General features: G+C 63.0%; 23 protein-coding genes. 10 read left to right on the forward strand and 13 right to left on the reverse strand.

From position 1 onward, the window contains the following. The first annotated feature begins 100 nt into the window (after window positions 1-100). Window positions 101-373 carry a hypothetical protein gene (locus tag B1A87_RS02820; protein ID WP_260680614.1) on the forward strand — a complete coding sequence of 91 codons (273 nt, stop codon included), beginning with the start codon at window positions 101-103 and terminating at the stop codon, window positions 371-373. 50 nt (window positions 374-423) lie between these two features. Here B1A87_RS02820 and B1A87_RS02825 read toward each other — a convergent pair whose 3' ends face one another. Next, entirely contained in the window at window positions 424-1,275 is an 852-nt protein-coding gene (locus B1A87_RS02825; protein ID WP_078027136.1) for a hypothetical protein, read from the reverse strand. A gap of 94 nt (window positions 1,276-1,369) precedes the next feature. On the opposite strand from B1A87_RS02825, the gene B1A87_RS02830 reads away from it, so the two are divergent. From B1A87_RS02830 to B1A87_RS02865, 8 genes are all read left to right on the forward strand, one after another. Continuing rightward, window positions 1,370-1,717, forward strand: coding sequence for a hypothetical protein (locus B1A87_RS02830; protein ID WP_078027135.1), 348 nt, complete (start codon window positions 1,370-1,372; stop codon window positions 1,715-1,717). A gap of 248 nt (window positions 1,718-1,965) precedes the next feature. Further along, window positions 1,966-2,430 (forward strand): hypothetical protein, encoded by a 465-nt coding sequence (locus tag B1A87_RS02835; protein WP_078027133.1) that lies wholly within the window; start codon window positions 1,966-1,968, stop codon window positions 2,428-2,430. A 50-nt stretch (window positions 2,431-2,480) separates the two neighbouring features. Further along, window positions 2,481-3,008 carry a hypothetical protein gene (locus B1A87_RS02840; RefSeq protein WP_078027132.1) on the forward strand — a complete coding sequence of 176 codons (528 nt, stop codon included), beginning with the start codon at window positions 2,481-2,483 and terminating at the stop codon, window positions 3,006-3,008. A 100-nt stretch (window positions 3,009-3,108) separates the two neighbouring features. Then, window positions 3,109-3,852 (forward strand): HNH endonuclease family protein, encoded by a 744-nt coding sequence (locus B1A87_RS02845; RefSeq protein WP_078027131.1) that lies wholly within the window; start codon window positions 3,109-3,111, stop codon window positions 3,850-3,852. Between the two features lie 31 nt (window positions 3,853-3,883). Beyond that, entirely contained in the window at window positions 3,884-4,774 is an 891-nt protein-coding gene (locus tag B1A87_RS02850) for a GNAT family N-acetyltransferase (RefSeq protein ID WP_078027130.1), read from the forward strand. 143 nt (window positions 4,775-4,917) lie between these two features. Continuing rightward, complete coding sequence (locus B1A87_RS02855) at window positions 4,918-5,394, forward strand: hypothetical protein (protein ID WP_078027129.1); 477 nt, start codon at window positions 4,918-4,920, stop codon at window positions 5,392-5,394. Between the two features lie 84 nt (window positions 5,395-5,478). Beyond that, complete coding sequence (locus tag B1A87_RS02860) at window positions 5,479-7,047, forward strand: TM0106 family RecB-like putative nuclease (protein ID WP_078027128.1); 1,569 nt, start codon at window positions 5,479-5,481, stop codon at window positions 7,045-7,047. Between the two features lie 400 nt (window positions 7,048-7,447). Beyond that, entirely contained in the window at window positions 7,448-7,708 is a 261-nt protein-coding gene (locus B1A87_RS02865) for a type II toxin-antitoxin system death-on-curing family toxin (RefSeq protein ID WP_260680615.1), read from the forward strand. 4 nt (window positions 7,709-7,712) lie between these two features. Here the strand turns inward: B1A87_RS02865 and B1A87_RS02870 are convergent, their stop codons facing one another. The 3 genes from B1A87_RS02870 to B1A87_RS02880 all read right to left on the reverse strand — a co-directional run bounded on the left by B1A87_RS02870 (window position 7,713) and on the right by B1A87_RS02880 (window position 10,568). Further along, the gene (locus tag B1A87_RS02870; RefSeq protein WP_078027127.1) at window positions 7,713-8,525 is read right to left on the reverse strand and encodes a hypothetical protein; all 813 of its coding nucleotides are present in this window, start codon (window positions 8,523-8,525) and stop codon (window positions 7,713-7,715) included. Window positions 8,526-8,632: 107 nt separating this feature from the next. Then, window positions 8,633-10,099: a HEAT repeat domain-containing protein gene (locus B1A87_RS23555; protein ID WP_260680616.1), complete on the reverse strand. Its 1,467-nt coding sequence runs from the start codon at window positions 10,097-10,099 to the stop codon at window positions 8,633-8,635. Between the two features lie 130 nt (window positions 10,100-10,229). Continuing rightward, window positions 10,230-10,568: a hypothetical protein gene (locus B1A87_RS02880; protein WP_139362709.1), complete on the reverse strand. Its 339-nt coding sequence runs from the start codon at window positions 10,566-10,568 to the stop codon at window positions 10,230-10,232. A gap of 203 nt (window positions 10,569-10,771) precedes the next feature. On the opposite strand from B1A87_RS02880, the gene B1A87_RS02885 reads away from it, so the two are divergent. Continuing rightward, window positions 10,772-11,524: a DUF2637 domain-containing protein gene (locus tag B1A87_RS02885; protein WP_078027125.1), complete on the forward strand. Its 753-nt coding sequence runs from the start codon at window positions 10,772-10,774 to the stop codon at window positions 11,522-11,524. 91 nt (window positions 11,525-11,615) lie between these two features. Here the strand turns inward: B1A87_RS02885 and B1A87_RS22800 are convergent, their stop codons facing one another. From B1A87_RS22800 to B1A87_RS02930, 9 genes are all read right to left on the reverse strand, one after another. Next, window positions 11,616-12,089, reverse strand: coding sequence for a hypothetical protein (locus tag B1A87_RS22800; RefSeq protein WP_185982218.1), 474 nt, complete (start codon window positions 12,087-12,089; stop codon window positions 11,616-11,618). Between the two features lie 743 nt (window positions 12,090-12,832). Then, the gene (locus B1A87_RS02895; protein ID WP_078027124.1) at window positions 12,833-14,026 is read right to left on the reverse strand and encodes an acetyl-CoA acetyltransferase; all 1,194 of its coding nucleotides are present in this window, start codon (window positions 14,024-14,026) and stop codon (window positions 12,833-12,835) included. Then, on the reverse strand, window positions 14,023-14,694 hold the full coding sequence (locus B1A87_RS02900; RefSeq protein ID WP_078027123.1) for a CoA transferase subunit B: 672 nt from the start codon (window positions 14,692-14,694) through the stop codon (window positions 14,023-14,025). The genes B1A87_RS02895 and B1A87_RS02900 overlap by 4 nt, the downstream gene beginning before the upstream one ends. A gap of 67 nt (window positions 14,695-14,761) precedes the next feature. Beyond that, window positions 14,762-15,481, reverse strand: coding sequence for a CoA transferase subunit A (locus tag B1A87_RS02905; protein ID WP_078027122.1), 720 nt, complete (start codon window positions 15,479-15,481; stop codon window positions 14,762-14,764). Between the two features lie 606 nt (window positions 15,482-16,087). Then, window positions 16,088-17,224, reverse strand: a complete 1,137-nt coding sequence (locus B1A87_RS02910) for a bifunctional 2-methylcitrate synthase/citrate synthase (RefSeq protein ID WP_078027120.1) — start codon at window positions 17,222-17,224, stop codon at window positions 16,088-16,090. A gap of 28 nt (window positions 17,225-17,252) precedes the next feature. Then, window positions 17,253-18,158, reverse strand: a complete 906-nt coding sequence (gene prpB, locus B1A87_RS02915; protein ID WP_078027119.1) for a methylisocitrate lyase — start codon at window positions 18,156-18,158, stop codon at window positions 17,253-17,255. Window positions 18,159-18,304: 146 nt separating this feature from the next. Next, a complete protein-coding gene (locus B1A87_RS02920; RefSeq protein WP_078027118.1) occupies window positions 18,305-19,087 on the reverse strand; it encodes an enoyl-CoA hydratase/isomerase family protein in 783 nt (260 codons plus the stop codon). Beyond that, a complete protein-coding gene (locus B1A87_RS02925) occupies window positions 19,084-20,355 on the reverse strand; it encodes a CaiB/BaiF CoA-transferase family protein (RefSeq protein WP_221937548.1) in 1,272 nt (423 codons plus the stop codon). The genes B1A87_RS02920 and B1A87_RS02925 overlap by 4 nt, the downstream gene beginning before the upstream one ends. 39 nt (window positions 20,356-20,394) lie before the next feature. Beyond that, window positions 20,395-22,515 (reverse strand): hydantoinase B/oxoprolinase family protein, encoded by a 2,121-nt coding sequence (locus tag B1A87_RS02930; RefSeq protein WP_260681019.1) that lies wholly within the window; start codon window positions 22,513-22,515, stop codon window positions 20,395-20,397. Window positions 22,516-22,549: the final 34 nt, after the last annotated feature.

The raw sequence follows: 22,549 nt of genomic DNA on the forward strand, positions 1-22,549 counted from the left end.
TGATGCTCGACTCAGCGGCGCCGTTCAGGGAATACCAAGTGCCAAAAGACTCTTGTTCATAGTGGGCGGCCGTCCGTTGGCTGCCCCGTGAAAGGACCCCTTGCCCACAGCTTTTATCCCGTTCACCATGCGTGCCTCGGCACGTAAGGACCACCAGCGCACCTTCCGCACGGACATCCAGCGGATCTCCGCCGGCCACCTTCGGTTTGCCCCGGTAGATATGCTCAGGTCCACCAGCACTCAGGCCCTCTTCCGCGGCGCCGTCCCCACAGGCGCGCATACAGCGACCGACGCGCATCTCACCCGCTACCTTGAGGACCGCCTCGCCACGGATGGCATCCACCTGGATCTCAGCGTCAGCATCGAGCGCTAGCAGATGACGAAGCCCCGGACCGATTCGGTCCGGGGCTTTCTTGTGCCCGCTTACAGCCGGAAAGTCGGCTCCGCGTGCTGGTAGGACGCGAAGCTGCCACGGTTGGAGGCGGCGGTCGTCTTGCCCCGGCCGGCCCCTCCCACAGCCTTCGCCATCCGGCTCTGGAGCTTGCGTTGGGCATCCCACAGTTCCTGCTGAATCCTGGTGAGATCGCCGCGGGTGACGCGGTTGCCTTTCGAGTCGGTGTACTCCTGGCAGCGGGACGGCTCCGTGGCGGCGCCGATCGGCCCGTAGGCGACGTGGCAGGACGGGCCCTGGCCTTCGTCGGCGGCGTATTCGTTATTGCCCATGATGACCCCGCCGGTGTGACGGGTCCATTTCACGCGCTGGAGCCGGTCGAAGAAGGCGCTGCCGGCCACCGAAGCGTGGGCCCGCTCCGTGGCGCCGCGATTCTCGCTGGTGCTCCACCTGACGGTGCTGCTTTCTTTATCGAAACTGACGGATCCTTCACCAGCCGGGAAGCTGGTGGTCCTGTTGGTCGGGAACGGCAGGTCTGACTTGAGGACCCGTGCTGGCTTGCCGCTGCGGGGGAGTCCGAGGCGCCACTCGACGTCGTCGATGAACTCTTCCGCGAATGGCGGCTTCGCGGGGCGGTTCCATGACGACCGGTCCTGGTAGGCGTACAGCTCCTTGTGCTTGGCGTCCGTGTACCTCCGGAGGGCCGCCGTGTAGGCGGCCGGGTCGGTCTGCTCTTTGCGGGTCAGGCCCTTCCAGAATGCCTGGGTCTCGTCGAAGACTTTGGTCTGGTGCTCGTGCGTGGCTTTCTGCACGGCCTGGCGGACTGCGGCGAATTCGGCGGAGGGGAGGATGATCTCCCCGTGCTGGGTATCCCAATGGCCCATCGTGTTCCTTTCAGCGGCTTTTCCTTTCTGTGTGCGGCTACGAGAGCCTGAGTGCGCGTATTCTCCTCTCTAAAGCAGCGAGCACGGGGGAGCAATGACTGAGGCAACAACCGGGGATCTTGAGACGATCGAGCACGCCGGCTCACTTGAGCAGGTCCGGGTGCCGGCGTGGGAGGCCAAGTACAAGTTGAGCGAGAACCCGGAGGAGTTCGCCCACATGGTCTGTTGCCGAGACCTGGACTGGCGACGCGCCATTTGCGGGTACGTCGAGGAAGAACCGACCCTCATGTACGAATCAGAGAACATCTGCACTATGTGCGTGGAGACCGCGCTGAAGATGGGCGCCGTAATGGGGTCCCGCACGTGCCCCATCGACAACCAGGAATGTCCGCCCGACGACGAAGTGGACCGGATGATCACCGAGCGGACCTCCCGGTCCTGACTCGGCGCTGGATCGGACCTGCGGGAGGTCTTCCGCGAAACCGACAAGCGGCTCATTCCGTAGCGCAGACCTGGCCGCCGGCCACCGTCGGCGACCAGTCCGGAGACCCTTTCTGCGGTGGGCGGAGACGGTGGCCTGCATTTCCGCACACATAGCCGAACGTGACCCAAACACCAGCCCCTCTCACACCAGCAGCTGCGCGCCGGGCAGAATTCTTCGACAACCGCCATGCGGCCTTTGCTGCCTTCATGGAAGCCAACGGCAAGCGTCCTCGGCAGAATTCGGTTGACCCGGTGGAACGCGCCCTGGCCGCCTGGTTCATTACTCAGCGGCAGAAGAGAGACAAGGGCACGATCGCTCCTGACCAGGCCCCGAAGCTGCTCGAAGTTGAAAAGACGTGGCTGCAAACCCCCGGGAAGGCTGCCATTGTCACCGCAAAGGATGGTCTGAGCGGCCACGTCCGGAGGGTCATTGCGTTCTTCGAAAGGCACGGGCGCCTCCCCGGCCACACAGACCCGGCCGATGCCACCGATTACCAGGCCCTCCGGATCATCTGGCGCCACTACCGCAAGGGCACCCTGTCGCCGAAAGAAACGAAAGCTCTGCGGGGTATCCCGGGTGCGCTGAAAGTGACCCGAAAGACCCGATGCCCCGCCTTGCTGAGCTGCAGGCCTGGTGCGCGAAGCATGGACGCCTTCCACGCCACACTTTGAAAGGTCTGACGACCACTGAGGCTAACGCCGAACAAAGCCTTGGGCAGTGGATGTACCGTCACGTCAACCGGCGGCACGAACCGCTGGAGACCGCAGAGACGGTCCACATCCGGGACAGCATCATCGCGCTTCAGGACGCCTACCCGGCTTCCGGCAAGGTCATTGAGGAAGTCAGGGCGGCCGCCGTCGTGGATTTCATCGAAAAGAACGGCAGGCTGCCCCAGGTGCGCCGCGAACACAGGCTTTACGAGCACGCCTTCGCCATCCGGAACCGCTACCGCCACGGAGGAGCATTCAGACCGGCGACCGTCCGGATGCTGGAGCTGACCGAGGCTTTGCCGAACCATCTTGAAAGCCAATGGGACGCTGACTTCGAGCGGCTGACCGACTTCGTGAGTATCCACGGACGCCTTCCCGTGGCCGTCGAGAAACCTGGCCGCGGCCGTCCCACCACCGAGCACCATCTCGCCCGGTGGATCAGTCAGGAGACCGGCGCCGGGGCAACGGTGACCGGTTCTGTCAGGCGCTCAAAGCTCGCCACGCTCATCAATTCGGTAGACCTCCAGATGGCCGCATAGGGCTGCATCCCTTCCTTTGATGGGCGCACTGCGTGTGCCTCCCTTTGGCGTGCAGCCTGCCCGGGTAGCCTGAGCGAAGCTGCCGCACACATGAAGGAACATGAAGATCAACCGCTCCGCCGCTACCAAGTCCCTGACAATCATCGCCAGTCTTTTCCTTGCCGGCTCCCTTGCCAGCTGTGACGCTGCCGCCAACGCCGGGACGAAGGTCGCGGAAGCAATCAAGAGCGCCGCCCCCAGCATCGCTGCGGAGAGCCCGGCCGCCCCCGCCGCCAACCCGGCAGAGGCAGCCAGCGCGCTGGCCCAGCTCGAAATGATTCCGGTCAAGGGCCGCGCCCCGAAGACCGGCTACTCCCGCGAAGAATTCGGCGCCGCTTGGGCCGACGTTGACCGCAACGGCTGCGACACCCGCAACGACATCCTCGCCCGCGACCTTGAGGGTGAGACGTTCAAGCCCGGCACCCACAACTGTGTCGTCGCCACCGGCACCCTCGCCGACAAGTACACCGGCAAGACCATCAACTTCGTCCGCGGCACCGACACCAGCTCCGACGTCCAGATCGACCACATCATCCCGCTCAGCCTCGCGTGGCAGACCGGAGCCCAGCAGATCAGCGAAGAAAAGCGCAAACAGCTCGCCAACGATCCGCTGAACCTCATGGCCGCCGATGGCCCCGCGAACATGAGCAAGGGGGATCGGGACGCCGCCACCTGGCTCCCGCCGAACAAGGCGTTCCGCTGTGAATACGTCGCGCGACAGACTGCCGTGAAGGCCAAGTACCAGCTGTGGGTCACCCAAGCCGAGCACGACGCCATTGCCGGCATCCTGGCCACCTGCAAGTAATCTGCAGGGAGCAACGAATATCAGGAGACCAATGAGCGACTCAGCCACCGTCCAGTTCCGTATCAGGGCTGCCAAGCCCGACGACTACGACGCCGTCCAGGCAACCGCCGAGGAGGTTCTGCCGGACCTTGCGTCGGACGAATCCCGGGACGCCTTCAGCAGCAACATCCTCAACTGGAGACGAGCGAAACGCTCGATAAAGGTCGCGGAAGTCGACGGCCAGGTCGTCGGCCACGTCTCAGTCGGTCCCTACCAGGCGGGAGGGCCTGTTTATCACAGCGCCTGCATGACCCTCCACCAGCTTGCTGTCCGCCGGGAGTTTCAGGGCAAGGGCATCGGAAACGCACTTCTGGCCGAAGCCCTGAAGACAGCCAAGGGCTTCCAGACTGGCATTGTCTTCGCGGCAGTCAACAACAGCAGCGCCTCCTTCTACGAGCAGCACGGATGGACTTTGGGGGAAACCGGCGAAGGGTTCGCCTTCATTGAGCAGGAAAAGGTTGAAGATGCGGGGGAGCGCGCAAAGGGTGACATAGTAGGCCTCCTTGACAAGGCATCGACCCCGCGCGGCGGGAAAGTGGACCTCCCTGGCGGCTTCAACCGAACGGCCTTCCTTGTCACCAACCAGAACGAGATCCGGACAGCCTTCCACTTCCCGGTAACAGCGGAGAACCCGGAGGGTCTTCCGCTCCTGGGCGTCATCGACAAAATCTGTGCAGACACATCCGAGGTGAGTAGGCTCCCGCTGTCCGTCCTGCTCATGGTGGCCAGTGAACTCGCTAAAAGACTGGGTAAGGATCGCGCCCGAGATCTGGCCAACACCTGGGTCCAGGAGTCCAGCGAAGGCACGGATATGGCCAGGCGCCTACGGTCACCGCGTTCTACGCCTAAAGAGATATTCGACCATCTCTTCGAGACCGTTTAGGGCTTCTACCTGACCCCCGCACCGATCTTCGGTGCGGGGTCTTTGCCGTCCGGTCACCAGCCGGACACTGATTGTCAGACCCCGCCCGTAACATCTGCTCCGACTGGGACCCCAACAGTCGCGGGCGGTGGAAAGGGTACGAAATGAGCGAGTACGGCCATCCTGAGGCAACCATTCCGCCGCCGGCTTTCCCCCTCCCGGCCGCCATGCCAGCGGCACCGTCACAGCTCCCGGCGCAGGCTTCAAAGGCGAAGTCGGCGTTGCGGATTTCCGCCGGCGTGGTCTCCATCGCCGTCGGGTTCTGGGGTGGCAGCGCCGCCCTGGCCCTGCACTCGATGAGCTCCATGCTCGGTCCGCGGTTCGCCTGGCTGGGCTTCCTGCTCGGCTTCGCAGCGCTCTGCACCGTCACCACAGGCTTCGCCGAAATCATCCGGCACCGTCTGAAAGACCTGCGCGTGCCCGCCCTGTCGATCGCGTTCGCCTCCGTCAACGTCCTTGGCTACGTGGCCGTGTTCATCGCCTTCCCGATCGTCACCCCCATGCTCGGCGGACTCGTCGCCTCCGCGCTGGGCATCGTCCTGATCGCCTTGACGATGGTCTTCGACGCCTGGCCGGACTAAGCCCCCTGAGCACCCCCCGGCTTGGGATAAACCCTGACCTACGCATGAGAACCAGTAAGCAGTATCGATCGACCGGAGGCACAAGTGTTTTTCCTACCCAGCACTGATCGGACAGGCCAGGACGAACTGATCCTGTCGGCCAGTGACATCGTCGCCGGCTCGACATGCGAATTCGCTGCCGTCCGCAAACTGGACGTGCTCCTGAACCGGCTCCCCGCGTTGCCGGTCGAACATGACGCGATGGCCGAACTCACCGCAGCACTCGGGGACAAGCACGAAGCAAAGGTGCTGGGACTGCTCCGGGAAGAATTTGGTCCTACCCGTGTCTACGAGGTCGGGCCGCCGCGCACCTTCGACCGCGCCGGCCTGGAAGCCCGGCACCGGGGAACGATCCAGGCCCTCCGCGATGGCTTCGACGTCATCTTCCAGGGCTCCTTCTTCGCCGACGGTTTCCACGGCCGCGCCGACTTCCTGATCCTGCAGGAGGACGGCACCTACGCCGTGTTCGACACCAAGCTGGCCCGCAGCGCCAAAGCCGAAGCCCTGCTCCAGCTCGCGGCGTACGCCGACCAGCTCCGCAGCGCCGGCGTCCCGGTGCACCGTGACGGCCACCTGATCCTGGGCACCAACGAAACCACCAGCCACCCGCTGCCGGAAAGCGTCCCGCTGTTCTACGCGGCCCGGGACCGGCTCCGCGCCGTCCTGGAAGCGCACCGACTGGGCTCCCTGCCGTCCGCGTGGGGTGACCCGCGCTGGCTGGCATGCCTGAAATGCCCCGACTGCAAGGCCGAGATGGAGGCCGCCGATGACCTGATGCTGGTGCGACGGATGAACAAGTCACGCCGGGCCAAGCTCATCGAGGCCGGCATCAGGACGAAGGCCATGTTCGCCGCGGCCGACCTTCCCGACGTCGGTATCAAGATGGACCCGCTGTGGTTCGAGCTGCAGGACCAGGCGCGGCTGCAGTGCGGCCTGGGGGAGATCGACGGAACCATCAACGGCGTCTCCTACAAGGTCCTGCCCAACCCGGCCGTCATCGCCATGCCCAAGCCGAGCGCCGGCGACATCTTCTTCGACTTCGAAGGGGACCCGCTCTGGCAGGACCCGGCGACAGGGGAGTGGGGCATCGAGTACCTGTTCGGACTCGTCGAGCACACCGCCGACGGGCACGACTTCATCGCCTTCACCGCGCACAGCCTGGAAGAGGAACGCCAGGCACTCATCGACTTCATGGATCACGTCGCCGAACGCCGCGCGGCCTACCCGGACCTGCGCATCTTCCACTATGCCCAGTACGAGGTCAGCGCCCTACGGAAGCTGGCCCGCCGGCACGGGGTCATGGTCGATGAGGTGGAGGAGCTCGTCGAAACCGGCGTGATGTTCGACCTGTACGAAACCGTGAAGGGCTCCGTGCGGATCTCTGACCGGTCCTTCAGCATCAAGAAACTGGAGCCGCTGTACATGCCGGCCGGCCGGATCGGGGTCACCAACGCGGTGGACTCCATGGTCCAGTACAGCGTTTACCGCGACGCCGTCGATTCCGGTCAGGAGCAGGCTGCCAAGAGCATTTTTGCCGCCATCAGGGACTATAACGAGTACGACTGCTTGTCCACGTGGAAGCTACGGGACTGGCTGCTGAACCTAACCCGGTAGTGCCGCGGCGGCCCGCCGTCTGTTGTTCCCTTGCCCCTGCGTTGTTGTTACGGTGACCGGGACACGCCCGCTAGCGGTTACCCTGTGAGTCTGTGACAACGGGACCCCGCGATCCTGTGACTCTGTCCCCGAAGCCGCGCCCCGTACCTATCCGGTGGCGCGGCTTTGTCTTGCCGCCGCACACATCAGCAGGATGAACCAGAACAGCGACAGCGGCGCGACCCAGGCCGAGCGCAAAGACAATCTTGAGGCCACGACGCCGAACTGCTGCAGCGTCTGGAGGACGCGTGACTGCGCACCTGTCTGTCGAGGAGGCCAAGCACTTCCTCGGCCGCTACGGATTCTTCGTCCGGGACGAGGGACTGCTCGCCTCCGCTGTCGCCCGCCCGCCACCACCTTCATGGGCCACGACGTATACGAATCCCTGGAGCTCAAAGCTGCTGTGCTGCTCGAGTCAGCCGCCCGGAACCATCCTCTGGTGGACGGCAACAAGCGGACTTCCTGGACGCTGATGGTGCTCTTCCTGTGGCTGAACGGGTACCGGCATGACTTCGGCACGGATTCGGCCTTCGACCTGGTCGTTGGCGTCGCTGAGGGGCGCCTGTCCCTAGAGGAGTCCAGCGCCCGCATCGGAGCCCGTATGGTGCGCCGGGAGGGCTAAGGGGCTAGTGAGGGACCCGGCGTAGATCCCACAGCCGCCAGGCCTCGCTGGTCATCATGGTTGCTGCACCGACCGCCCTCACCAGCTCGTCGATGGTGGTGGTGAAGCTATGGGGTTCCCCGTTGGCGGTCTTCGCTTTCTCGGTCTTGCGCACCGCCAGTGGCCAGGCCCGGCCATGTGCGGCGGCGCTCGCAACACGCCATTCGTAGGCGAGGGCGAACCGCATCCAGTGGTCATCGGGGGAGCCGCCGGCGGTCAAGTGCGCCGCGGCCTCCTGCATCATCGTCGTGGCTGTTGCATCAATCTTCGGCAAGCTTTTTCGAAGGTCCCGTATGCGAGAGACTTCAGCCGTGAGCCCGTCGGTCAGGCCGTTCATCTCATCCATGAACTCCTTGCTGAAGTTCGCGTTGGCATACGCGTCATTGGTGTAATCACGCAGGAAGGTCCGGTGCTGTGACCGCTCGTCCTCCGCTATCGCAAGCGCCCGGGCCCGCCGGGTCACCCGGTTACCGCTCAGCACCCACACTGCTTGGGAGGCTCCCAGCAGGGCGGCACGGGTCGGTGTGAAGAGCGACGTGGGGCGCATGTTCAGCTCGTCCCGTGCCAGGTCGGCCATAAGGCCCAAGTGATCAACTGCGGAGAGCAGGCCGGACCACGCTGCCGTCCGGACCGGGGCAGTAACGAGCCCTTTGTCGTCACCGGCCAGGGAACTGCCGGGGGTCACCGGATCCGGAGCTGCCAGCCGCTTTTCCCAGCTCCGGGCGGCGTCGAGACACCGGTCCAGTCTGCCCAGCCACAGCGATTCGCTTTCATCCATCCCCTGAACCTACAACGCCGGGCCGGAGGCGAACCGACAGGGACGGCGCGCTCCTCTGCGCATGTTCCCTGGTAGAGGCACCGCCCGGTGAACCGAGGAACGCCCGTTCAGCCGGAGATGAGGCCCATGACGCGCTGAACCTTCGGGTCGTGAGTGAGTCGTTCACGGTGCGTGTCCGAGAGGTCCCATGCCGCCAGAGCTGCGGCGCGCACCAGCGGGTGGGGGTCTTCGGCGGCCCTGTCGCCCGTGCCCGCGTACCCGGTGTTCGCTGCCGCGAGGCGCACGGCCGGCGGCTGGTCGGCCTCGGCGAGGCGCTCCAGGACGTCATCCGGGACACGGATGCTGGAGGTCACCTCCGCGCGGACTAGCGGGTCGCTGCTTTCGGACAGTGCACGGAGCTGGTCGACGTCGGCGTCGCCTACGGATGGAAAGTCCGCGTTCGTGATGCTGAGGTCTGGCTCCATGTGGGCCGAAGCGGCGAACTGGCCGCCGCCTCGGACTCCTTTGGGTACTCGGTTCGTGGGCACTTCATGCCTCCTAGGCGGTCTTGCTGTGCTTGTTGTTGGCGATGGCCATGGCGGACTCCCACATGGTCTGGGCGACGCCTTCACCGCGGGCTTCGAAGCCTTCGAGCATCGTGACGACGCTCTCCTGGTCCTCGAATCCCAGCTCGCCGAACGGGGCGAACAGCGCATCGGTGGCCTCTGTTGCTTCGCCGTTGGTGGACCAATCGCGCAGGCGCCCATGATGCCGCCCTCGAGGTTATTGATGACTCCGCGGTGCCTGGTGACCTGGCGCTGGGACAGGCTGCCCGGGTTGGACATCGGCACCTGGGTGCCCTCGGCGATGGCGTTCCAGGCCAGGCGCTTCATTTCGGCCTTGTGGGCGGCGCCGGTTTCCTCCATGGCGTTGTGTGCACGGTCCATGTAGGAGCCGGGCTCGATGTAGTGGCCGCTCTGTTCGGGGTTCACGAGGGTCGCTCCAAGGGTCGACTCCACGCCACCATCTGCTCCGTGCGGGGCGTCGAGGGAACGGTCAAAGGTGCGGGCGATCCGGAAGTCCTTGGAGGGCTTGTGGCGCGGATCGTGCCACTCGTCGAGAACCTTCTGGGCCAGCTCGTCCTTTTCACGCTGCGTCATCGGGCGTCCGCTCTTGGCCTCGGTCGCTTCCCGCTGAGCTTCAAAGATGCGGTACGCCTTGCGGTCTTCGGCGCGGAAGACGTTCTCGGTGGAGCGCACCGTGACGTTGGCGGCCGTAGAGGTCACCATCTGCTTGAAGTCGGTGATCTTGCGGCCCTTGTCCAGCGCCTCGAGGGTGCGGAGGATCGTCTCCTGGGCGATGTCGTCCCTGTCGACGATGACCGACTTGTCCTGCTGGTTGTAGCGTCGCTGCCAGTGCGCAGCGGAGGTGTAGGCGATGTCGACGAAGTCTTCAGTGTTGGTGAACTCTTCCAGGCGCTGTGCGGCGAGGCTCAACGTGGGCTCGGCATGCGCGGTCGCTGCGAACTGGCCGCCCGTGGGGATGCCTTTCGGGACGCGGTTCATGCCGGTTGAGGATGCGGTGTCGTTGCTCATGCCTGGTGTGTGTGCGGCAATTTCGCAAAACGCGCAGGTTTTTGGAAAAAATGTCCGGAATCGCTTTTCCGGGCCGTGGATCAGCAGCGCTCCAGGATCCGGTTTGCCGCCGCGCGGGCCTTTGCCGGGACTACTGTGCCGTCGCGATCAGCGGTGGCGATGAGGGTGGCCGTGTATTCGCAGAGTTCCCCTGTGCCATCTCAGGCCAGTCCGCCGGGCGCAGCAGAACATCGTTGACATCAGGGGCCGAGGAACGGCCGGGCAGGGCTCCGGTGGTGATCCGTGCCAGCTCACGATCGGCTGCAGCCCTCCCCTCGGGGGTCTGGAAGCGGGCCGCTTCGTAGGCTTCACGGTCCTCAGCGGTGATGACGGTTCCGGTGGGATTGACGCCGTCTGAGCAGCCGGTCGCCAAGGCGAGAAGAGCGCCTGCTGCGGCTGCTGTGGCAAGGGTCTTTCTGACGGTGCTCATGCCGCTCATGTGTGCGGAAAATGGTGCCTCCTTCACCGGGTGGTCCACCCCTGGTCCAGGGTGGTCTTTTTGGTGGTCCATGCAGGTGGTCCATCAAGTGGTCCATGCTGGTCCATTAGCGCAGGTCAGATTGTCGGGGACCGGTCCTAGACTGGCATTTCGAGCGGTCCATGTGGACCACCGTCGAGGGAGGAAGCGGACGAATGACTTCACGTATCGAGCCCGATAGCCGGACGATGGTGATGCTGTCACTGACCTTGGTTGGCGTCCTCGCGGCGGCAAGCTTCACCCTGTCCTTCCTTGGCCTGATCCAGGCCGCCGCGTGGGCCGGCATTCCCGAGTACCTGCGCTGGCTGGTGCCGATCGTCGTCGACTCCACGATCCTCGTTTATGCCGTTGCGGCCAGTGTTCAAAGGGCCAGAGGCGAATCCACGACCCTTGCCTGGGTGGCTGTCGGCTTCTTCACGCTCGTGTCGGTTCTCGCCAACGGCGCTCACGTTCTGGCGCCTGGAGGTGTGCCGGCAGTCCTTGATTCGACCGTCATTTTCGGTGCCTTCCTGGCCGCCATCATGCCCGTCAGCCTGTTCTTCGCGACGGAGACGACAGTGAACCTGGTGGTGGCTCCTCCCTACGGCTCGGTGGCCCAGCGGAGGAAGCGGGCACGCGACCAGGTGGTCCGCGCGGACCAGCTGGACCACACAAAGGACCAGTGGACCACTTCGGGTGGACCACGAAAAGGACCACTGCGTGGACCAGCAAATGGACCAGGGGTGGACCACCTAAAGGACCACCCGCGGACCACCCCAAAACCGAGGGCTGAAGTGGACCCGGTGAAGGTCCGCGAACTGGCCGGTCAGGACCTCAGCCAGCGGGTTATTGCGCAGCGTCTGGGCGTATCCAAAACGACGGTCGCCAGGGTGCTTGCAATGACTCCTGGTCCGAACCCAATCCCGTAGGTTCCCTCCCCGATCTTGTGTGCCCGTCGTTCATACCCCTGGTGTGTGTGAGGCCGTTTGGCTGCTGTCCGTTGCGAGCTGGTCCTACCAGTCATCCGCTCGGGTGTGTGTGAGGCCGTTTGGCTGCTGTCCCTTGCGAGCTGGTCCTACCAGTCATCCGCTCGGGTAATTGTCGATGTTCGTCTAGCCTATACCAAGGGGATTTGAACCCACGTCTCTCACGTTCAAGAAGGTATCGCAGGATGCCCCTGTTATCCGCCAGACTCAGCTCCCGCATGCCCCAACAAAGGGTCGGTCGCGCCCACTTCAGCGACGATTTCTCCGTAATGTTCACCGTCTTGGCCGGGGAGATCCAGTAGCCGGACCCGTCGTCGGAGCGGTTCACGTTCAGGGTCTCGATGACGTCGCTGTCCGCCAGCTCCTGGAAGGATTCGCTCTCACCGGGCGAGAGGACGATGTCGCGGGTGGCGGGATCAAGCAGGAGTGTCGACTCGGCGTGGGCGTCGGGGGCGAACTGTCCGCCGGTGGTGATTCCTTTGGGCTGCCGGTTCTGTGATGTCGTCATGCCCACCATGTGTGCGGCCAGGGCTTCAAACGGCGCCGGCGGCCGGGATGAACAGCTTTGGAGGTGAATTTGCCGCTCTACCGCCCACTCCCACCGATCGACCATGAAACGACCACTTGGTCGAGTGGGAAATTCCGCGGAATACCGGGGAATATAGGGCCCCCTACTACTACTACTCTACTTAAACGACCAGAAATAGAGATATATATAAGGGGGCCCCTTGTTCTCTTCCTAGAGAGCCCCTCCCCTTCCTAGTTAATACACTTTCCCTTCCATATAGGTGTCCCCTCCCGGGTCGTTTTGGTCGAGTGAGGGTCCAGCCGGACACAAAATCCGCGCCAGCATTGGGATGCGGGGCCGTTTCGTCACCCTACCGGCGGTAGGTTCCCGAACGTTTTGACCGCATTCGGCGGTCGATCGCCTGAATTTGTGAGAGACGTCGGTTTTACCTCATGTGATAACCTGAGGAACGATATTCCGCCTCTAGAGACGAGGGTTATCACATGGCTCCCAAATGGGGGCCTTTTTGCTTTTCTGGGGCTCACTGATCCGTGGTGGAATTTCGCTGGTTGGGGGGCAACAAAGCTTATCGGCTGCGCCGAACGCAGGCCATGGTCCGTAGCAGTCCACAGTGCGACTAGCCGCGCAGGCAGTGCAGGTCTGTCAGCGACGAACCAGGCACGGGCAGCACGACGGCCGCGATCATCTGATTTCCACTGCTCCGGAGAACATACTCAACAAAGTTAGACGGCTTCGAGGATGCTGACGTAGTTGGCGATGCCTACTCCGCCCATGTTCTGCACTGCAGCGCAACGCGGGTTAGTGAGCTGCATTGCCCCGGCGGTACCGGTCAGTTGCATGGCGGCGATGACGTGCTGGGATACACCGGTGGCGCCGACGGGATGGCCCTTTGCCTTGAGTCCGCCTGAGACGTTGATGGGCAGTTTGCCGTCCCTGAATACCCAGCCTTCCTGAACCGCCCGAGCGCCCTGGCCGGGTTCGGTTAGGCCCATAGCTTCGTACATGATGAGTTCGGCGATGGTGAAGCAATCGTGCAATTCAGCGAAGTCCAGGTCCTCCAGTCCGACGCCCGCCATTTCCAGCGCCCGCTGCCAGGAGGCGCGCGTGGCGTTGAACGCCGTGGGGTCCCGGCGTTCTGCCGGAAAGAAGTCGTTGGCCTGTCCGAAGCCGCTGAGCCGCACAGGTGCGGTGGCTGCGTTGGGCGACGTGGAGAGCACGACGGCGGCAGCGCCGTCGGACACGGGGGAGCAGTCGGTGCGGCGCAGTGGGTCGGCGACCATCGGGTTCTTGTCCGAGACCGTGCGGCAGAACGCTTCACCAAGGTCCTTGCGCAGCTGGGCATACGGATTATCCACGCCGTTGCGGTGGTTCTTCGCGGCGATGGTTCCCAGGATGTCGGACACTTTCCCTGAACCGTCGCCGTAGCGCTTCTCATAGTGCTTGGCCACATCCGCGAAGAGCCCGGTGAAGCCCGTGGTGGATGGTTTGCCCGCCATGTCATAGTCAGCACCCAGCAGGCCTGCCCCCACCACGTCGGCGCTTGCATGCGTCATCTTCTCGGCGCCGATGACCAGCACCGTTTTTGCGGTTCCGGCCAGCAGGGACTTGGTGCCCTGTTGAAACGCGGCTGACCCGGAGGCGCACGCGTTTTCGACGCGGGTGGCGGGAACGTTGGCGAGCTGGTCCGAAACCTGCAGGGCCAGGGAGGACGGGAAGGCCAGCGGCATCATGCCGGAATTGAACTGGCCAAGGTAGATTTCGTCGATCTGCCCCGGTTCGATCCGTGCATTGCTGATCGCCTCGTTGGCAACCTGTACGATCAGCGATTCAAGTGTCTCGTCGGTGAGCTTGCCGAACCGGCTGTGGCCCCACCCGGTCAGCAGGACATCCTTGCCGAACTGTTCCTTCAGGCTCATGCTGTTGCTCCTTTGTGTTCGAGTGCAATATCGAATGCCGCTTCGGTCTTTTCGTGAATGTCCATGAGGGTGACACCGGGTGCAAGCCGGGTCAGTGTAAGCCGCCGTCGGCCGTCGTCGTTCTTTCTGAGATCGAAGACGGCGAGATCGCTGATGATCCTGTCTACGACGGCGACGCCGGTGAGGGGGAGGGTGCATTCCCGGACGATCTTGGCGCTGCCGTCCTTGGCGTTGTGCTCGGTCAGGACCACGACCCGGGGGGTGCCGGCGACGAGGTCCATTGCGCCGCCCATGCCTTTGACCATCTTTCCGGGGATAGTCCAGTTGGCGAGGTCACCGTTGCCGGAAACCTGCATGGCGCCGAGGATGGCGACTTTGACGTGCCCGCCGCGGATCATGCCGAAGGAGGTGGCGGAGTCGAAGATGCTGCCGCCGGGCAGGACGGTGACGGTCTGCTTGCCGGCGTTGATGAGGTCGGCGTCCTCCTCGCCCTCGTAGGGGAACGGGCCCATGCCGAGCAGGCCGTTCTCGCTCTGCAGGACGACGCGGACGCCGTCGGGCAGGTTGTTGGCCACGAGCGTGGGGATGCCGATGCCGAGGTTGACGTAGTCGCCGTCGTTCAGTTCCTCGGCCGCGATTGCGGCCATTTCATCCCTGGTCCATGCCATGGGGTTCTCCTTTGTCCTCAAATTAAGGGGCTCACTTGCTCATTTGCTCTTTTGTGCGAGCGGGATGTCATACGGATACTGCCGCTTTGAGGCATGGGCGGACGGTGCGTTGTTCGATGTCCTTGATCCTGTCGCTGGCTTCGATAAGGCGCTGAACGTACACTCCGGGGGTCGCGACGTGGTTCGGGTCTAGCACGCCCGGTTCTACGATCAGCTCGGCCTCGGCAACGGTCACTGCTCCTGCCGTGGCCACTATCGGGTTGAAGTTTCGTGCGGTGTAGCGGTAGATCAGGTTGCCGTCGGTGTCGGCGGTGTGGGCGTGGACCAGTGCGACGTCGGCCCTTATGGCGCGCTCCTGGACGTACGTTTCGCCGTCGAACACCTCGTGCGGTTTGCCCTCGGCCACCAGGGTGCCCACGCCGGTCTTGGTGTAGAACGCGGGGATGCCGGCGCCGCCGGCGCGCAGCCGCTCCGCCAGGGTGCCCTGCGGGGTGAACTCCACCTCGAGGACACCGGCGAGGTACTGCTCGGCGAAGAGCCTGTTTTCGCCGACATATGAGGCGATGACCTTGCGCACCTGGCCCGCCTCGATGAGGATGCCAAGACCCTTTCCGTCCACACCCATGTTGTTCGAAACCACCGTGAGGTCCCGGACCCCGGAGTCCCGTACGGCCTCAATCAGGTCCGCCGGAATGCCGCTGAGGCCAAAGCCGCCGACAGCCAGCGTCATGCCGTCCTGGAGCACTCCGTGCAGGGCCTCGTCTGCGCCGGTCTTAAATTTGGTCATCACATCTCCTCGTTGAAGTGGCTTGGTTTGTAACTCGTGCGATGGTTTGAACGGGAGGCGCTGGTCCATCCGTTTTATGGACTACGAGCGTAGTTTGAGGTCCAACCGCGGCCCTTCCTCGTAATTTCGCGCCATACTGTGTGGACATGCGGCGAACGCGTGCGCTGTAGCGGCCGGTGGAGCTTGGACTTGAACATTGTTCGATTCGCAGTAAGCAGACATGCCCAAACGCTTAGTGGTCGTTTTCGGTAGTCGGTAGAAAGTGCGCGAAGACCTGGTCGCCGTCATCCCTGAAGACCATCTGCCTTGAAGCTACGCCTTCAGCTGAGATCCAAAGAAGTAAACCATCCGGGGTGACTGCTTCGACTGTTCCTTTGCGGACCAGCTTCCCTCCGTTCCAAATTTCTACACGCTGCCCGAGGGCTCGCTGCCAATCTGGTTGCAGGTGAAGGTCCATGGTGTTCTCCTGAGGCATGCGGGGGTCAGATTTGGATGAGTCGTGCCAGGCTTGGTGAGCCTGCGGTGAGGTGTGTGCGTTGCGAATAGTTGATGATCCCGGTGATCATCCACGCCTCACCGCAGGAGTCGGGGGCTGCAAGGTTGCAGCTATACGGAGCGCTGTTCGTGGCCGTCGTATGCGCTGAGGGGGCGGATGAGGGAATTGGACGCCGGTTGTTCCATGATGTGGGCGGTCCACCCGGTGATGCGACTCGCCACGAAGATCGGGGTAAAAGTGGGGGTGTCAAAGCCCATGAGGTGGTAAGTGGGTCCGGCAGGGTAATCGAGGTTGGGTTTGATACGCTTCGCCTCGTCCATGGCGGATTCGAGCCCGTTGTACAGGCCAAGGAGTTCGGGCCGTCCGTAGTGGCTAATCATCTTGTCTAGCGCGGCCTTCATTGTGGGAACGCGGGAGTCCCCGTTCTTGTAGACACGGTGGCCAAAACCCATGATCTTCTTTTTATGCGCCAGGGCCTCTTCCATCCATGCCTTTGCCCGTGCCGCTGCTTCGTCCATCGACTCATCGCTGCGAATGCCGATCTCGTCGAAGGTGTGCATGACGGCCTCGTTGGCCCCGCCATGGAGCGGACCTTTGAGGGCGCCGATGGCGGCTGTCACGGCCGAGTGGAGGTCTGAGAGCGTGGAGGTGACCACCCGGGCAGTAAAGGTCGAGGCGTTGAAGGAGTGCTCGGCGTACAAGATCATTGAGACGTTGAAGGCCTCAACCACCTCATCCACCGGATCTTCACCGAACGTCATCCACAGAAAGTTGGCCGAGTATCCCAGGTCGTCACGAGGTTCTACGATGTCCAGGCCCCGCCGGCGGCGCTGATCGTAAGCCACCACGGCAGGCATGGCAGCCCAGAGGTCAATGGCCTTAGTGATGTTGGCCTGGGGAGATGAGTCCTCTGCCAAACCATGCCGGGCTCCCAGTACTGACGCGGCGGTGCGGCAGACATCCATGGGGTGCGCGCTAGTTGGCAACGACTCAATGGCAGCCCTCACCGCCGGGTCAAGAGTACGTCGACTTCGCTCCTGGACCTTCAACGCCGCGAGTTGCCACGGGTCAGGCAGTTCGCCGTACCAGAGTAGGTAGGCGACTTCTTCAAAACTGCATTTTTCCGCGAGGTCCTGGACGGGATAGCCGCGGTAGAGCAAAGAGTTGGTTTCTGCGTTGACCTTGGAGATGGCGGTATGGTCCACCACGACGCCGGCCAGGCCTTTCTTGATTTCGGTGTCAGCCATGCTGAACTCCTTCGTTGCAGTCGTTGTCTTAGGGGTTCCCGGGAATTTGAAAATTGAAGATGCCGGAATCGAATTTGTTGTACGCCTCGTAGTCGACGAGGTCGTATAGCCGGCCCCGGGTGAGCATCTCGGGTACGCGAACCTCCTGGCTTCCCAAGCTCTTGAGCGTTTCCAAGACCCTTTCCGCAGCGCCCATGGCGCTGCGGAGCAAGGTGACGGGGTAGATGACCATGTTTACGCCAACCGCCTGTAGCTGGTCAGTGGTGAAGAGGTCGCTCTTGCCGAATTCGGTCATGTTGGCCAGGATCGGCACATCAACGGCGTCGCGGATGGCTCGAAACTCGTGCAGATCTCGCATGGCTTCGGGGAAGATGGCGTCGGCGCCGGCGTCGACGAGGGCTTTCGCCCGGTCCTTCGCGGCTTGGAGGCCGTCCACGGCCCGAATATCGGTGCGGGCCATGATGAGGAAGTTCGGGTCCCGCCTGGCATCGGCTGCCGCCCTGATGCGTTTGGTGGCGGTGTCGAGGTCAACGACGTTTTTGCCGTCGAGGTGGCCGCAGCGTTTGGGGTTGAACTGGTCTTCGATGTGGCAGCCGGCGAGGCCGGCGTTTTCCAGTTCCTGGACACTGCGGGCCACGTTCATGGGTTCGCCGAAGCCGGTGTCGGCGTCTACTAGGCAGGGCAGGTCAGTCATCCGGGCGATCTGACCGGCCCGGGTCGCCACCTCGGTGAGCGTGGTGAGGCCGATGTCTGGCAGGCCCAAGTCGTTGGCCAGGACGGCACCGGAGATGTAGACGCCGGTGAAGCCCTTTTCCTCGATCAGCCGGGCCGACAGCGGGTTGAACGCGCCCGGAAACTGCTGGATGGCTCCGCAGGACAGCAGCTCCCGGAGCCGGTGTCGTTTCTGCTCCGGGGCTTTCTCTGAGTAGAGCATAGGTCTCCCTATCGGGTCATGGTCCTATAAAAACGCAGATGGGTGCTGCCAGACGGTCAATCAGGCCGGGGCTGCAATGATGTTCAGTTGATCCGGTCGCCGGGCCCTTGGTCGGGAAGGGTTCTTCGGCGAAGGAGAGGGGACACTCACTCTCTCTTGCGACTGGGAAAAGAAGGTGGTCTGCCCTCCGAGAACGCCGCCAACCCTTCTCGCGCGTCCTCGCTCGCGAACGCCTTCTGTCCGTACATCGCCTCAGCGTGGAAGGCTGCGTCCTGGGGCATTTCTCCAAGATGCAGAACCGAAGACTTGATGACCTCGAGGGCCGTTCCGCTGCGGCTGAGCAACCGCTCAGCAACAGCCAGGGCCGCTGGCAGCACGTTTTCGTCAGTCACGACCTGATTGAGCAAACCGTACCGGAGCGCTGTGTCCGCATCGATGGTCTCTCCGAGGAGCATTAATTCCATGGCCCACGCATAGGGTATCTGGCGCGTAAGCCGGGTAAGGGTCCCTCCGGCAGGCACGACGCCCACTCCACACTCCGGAAGTGCGAAACGGGCGGACGCGCCTGCTATCCGGAGATCTGTGGAGAGCATGATTTCGAAACCACCGCCAAGGCAAAGTCCGTTCACAGCCGCGATGACCGGCTTGTGGAGGCGTGTGTGCTTCTGGTGCGCCCCGTCCCATTCCGAAATATCGAAGCGTCCCTCGGACAGGGCAGGAATGGATTCTGTGAGGTCAGCCCCCACGCAGAACGCGCGGTCCCCGCTTCCAGTGAGCACTGCGACGCCTATCGCGTCGTTGTCGCGCACTTCATCGAATGCTGCCGCAAGATCTTGGTACATGCCCAGCGTAAGGGCGTTGAGCTTCTCGGCCCGATCGAAACGGATAACTGCGATGCCACCGTCCCGGTCAATAGCTATATTGCTCACCGGATCACCTTCTTGCGCTTCAACTCCGCGACGTCCACGTCGCTCAGACCGGCCAGCGCCTTTAGGACGACGGCCGTGTGTTCGCCAATCTCCGGGGCAAGCCCGCGCGCCTGGGGCGGCGTCTTACCCATCTTGATCGGCGAGCCGACCATTCGCAGCGGGCCATAGTCGGGATAGTCAACATCGACGATCATGTCGCGGGCAGCGATCTGCGGATCTGTCACCACTTCGGCGATATTCTTGATAGCGCTCAACGGAACGGCGTCACCAGCCATCGATTCGAGCTCATTCTTCGTCCGGTCGGCGAACCAACGTACCAGAATAGGGCGGACAAGCTTTTCATATGTCACAGGGTCAAAGCGCTTCGCCATGGAGTCAATCCCCGGGTCATCGGCCAGTTCCGGCTCACCAAAAAGCTCGCAGCTGATGCGCCAGAACTTGTCGGTGTAGCCGCCGAAGAAGACAAACCCATCCTTGCAGGGGTAGAGCTCGTACGGTCGAACAAACGGGTGCTGGTTGCCGAGAGGCTCCGCGACTTTTCCCTCCACTGTGTACGAGACCACTGCTGTTTCCGTGAGGCTCAACACAGAGTCCTGCTGGGAAATATCGACGAGCTGACCTTCGCCCGTCCTCTCGGCGTGCCTAAGAGCCGAGAGGGTTCCGATGACGCCGTAAAGCGTCGCCGATAGGTCACCGATGATCGTTCCGACACGAAGAGGTGCCTGGCCTGGCTCGCCATTCATCGACCACAGTCCGCCGGTTGCCTGGGCACTGTTGTCATATGCCGGGCGGCGTCGGTACGGTCCTGTCTGCCCATACCCCGACAGGGCTGTATAGACCAGTGAAGGATTGATGGCCTTCAGGTCCTCGTAGCCGAGGCCGAGTTTGTCCATCGTTCCTGCCCGGAAGTTTTCCACGAGCACGTTCGCCTTTTGGACTAGCGAGCGGAGGACCTCTTTACCCTCCGGGGTCGCCACGTTCAGGGTCATCGCAAGCTTGTTGCGGTTGTACTGGGCGAAGAATGCGCTGAAGGAGCCTCCGGTACTGTTCTCCAGTAGTGGCGGGAAATCGCGTGTGTAGTCCGGTTCGTCTGGATGTTCGATTTTGATTACGGTGGCTCCGAGATCTGCCAGGATCATTGAGCAGAATGGCCCCGCGACCACACGTGTGATGTCGAGGACGACAACGCCTCGCAGCGAGCCCTGTTGGGCTGCCGGAGGAAGCCATGCACTGAGATCGTAGGGCATGGCATTGGCACGTTCACTCACGTTTAGCTCCCTTCATGGTTCTGGTGCGGCTAATGGTGATCACGCGGTTCCCACGCCCTGGCGCACTCGGATCCTGGCTTCGAGAAGTGTTCCGCACGCCGGACTGTAGTACTCATCCAGAAGAACCTCGTCATTGCCGTGGCGCTCACGTGCCCACACCCCGAGCTCGCCCAAGCGGGCTGCAGCGGGTGAGGTTTGAAGGATCACATCCTCCCGCCAATCAGCGGAAGTCCCGAGTCGTGCACCGCTGGACGGGCAATACCAGCCATCAGAGTCCCGTTGCGGGACCGAGGGGCCGGTGCCGGCTCCGTCGGCCTCCGAGGAGATGGCCTTGCCCACACGACTTGAGCGGATCGCCGAGCGTGCGGCACTGGTCGCGGCTGCATCAACACCGTCCTTCCCCAGTACTACGCCATAGACGCTGTGGGCGATTTCAGCACTGACGTAGCCGTCGGAAACGTCCTTAAGGACAGCGGCCACGTCCCGCAGGAGCGGGTCACCGTATCCGCCTCCACCGGCGATCCATTGCACGAAGACGTCACCCTTGCGGACCGCGATGGATTGCTGGTTGATGTTTAGGAGTTCGTCTTCGGAGGTAGTTAGCGTATTGAGAGTGGGGGCCTTTCCCTCCTCAAAAAGAGTTGCGACGTTCGCGTCCCGGAGTATACGGTGGCCACTTCCGCCACCCGGCAGGCCTCCCCCGTAGCCGTCGGCCACGATCTGTGAGCTCGGCGAAAACACTGTCTGGGTGACCTCAGAGGCACCGTGCAATGTCCAGGCGAATTGGAGACCGTGTCCGCCGCGGTAGGTGCCATGGCCGGCACTTTCTGCATTCAGGTGCTTCCAGAGGTAAAGAACGGGGTAGAGCATCTCGTTCATCTCCACGTCAGGCAGCATGTTGTTAACCTGCGTCATCATTCCGGCGCAGTCGAGGCCATCGTTGTGTGGTTGGGCGCCGGCGCCCATGCCTCCTCCGTCCATGTTGAACAAAACGAAGTAGTCGCCCGCGTCTGTGTTCCCGGCAGAGATGCCGCCTGTCCAAGAGTCGGCCCAGACTCCCTGCGTCCTCTCCCGGATTGATTCGTCAGCGCTGCGCCCGCAGGCGTCATTGAGCAGTTTCGTGATGATCCTGCTGACCCGTGCACCGGTAGTCAGGTGACCGTTGCTGATTGGAGCCGGCGGCACGGGATTGACGATTGACCCGGATTCGGCGATGACGTTGAAGGCCGTCATAACACCCTCGTTGAACGGAACGTCCCAGGCGAGGATCGGGACGACGGCGGAAGCCACGCCCCCGACAAGGGCGCCGTAGCTGCAATTGACAAAGCCGTTTGTCTGTTCGCTGGATCCGGTGAAGTCGAATGTAATCTGACTGCCGGACTTGATCATCGAGCAGGCTACCTTGTAGAGCTGGTCAACGTGCCCGTTATGCTCGGTCCACTCCTCGGCTGTGTAGATCCCGTCCGGTATCGCCTCAATGCGATCGCGAACGACGTTTTCGGCCAGCTCGAAGCTGAGTTTCGTGTAAGTCTGGAACTCCTCCTCGCCGAACTCGTCGATCGTCTCCAGTAGGCGTCGGATGCCCGTGTTGTTGCTGGCGATAAGGGAGCGGACGTCATTCCAGAACAGGGCCGGCACCCGGACGTTGTTGAGCACCAGACGTTTCACCCATTCGACAGGTTCGCCGCGCTCGAAGATTTTGACTCCGGGCGGGAGTCGGAGCGCCTCGCTGTAGCAGTCGTAGGCGCCAGGAGCAAAGCCTCCCGGGGTCATGCCGCCCACATCGACCAGGTGCGCCTGCGACTGTGCCCAGGCAATCAGTTTTCCGTTGTGGAAGACCGGGGAGATGATGTTCGTGTCTGGCGGGTGGCTGGCCCCGGAGGTGTGAGGGTCGTTGCTGATGTAGGCGTCGCCGGGGGCAACGGGCTCGTCGCCGATGGTTTTGACCAGCGCGTCGATAGCGACGCTGCCGGATCCGATGTGGAGCTGGACGTAGTCAGAGTAGGCGTAAATTCGACCGGTGGGGTCGAAGAGGGCTGTATTGAAATCACCGGCCTCGGTGATGACGGGTGAGCCCGAGGACCGGATCATGGCGATTCCCATCTCTTCGACTATCGAGTCGAGCCGCATTCGGATGACCTCGAGCTTGACGGGGTCGATCCCGGGGGGGCAGTTGAAGCTTGGCGTTCATTGG

This window comes from Arthrobacter sp. KBS0703, from assembly GCF_002008315.2.
Lineage (GTDB): Bacteria > Actinomycetota > Actinomycetes > Actinomycetales > Micrococcaceae > Arthrobacter.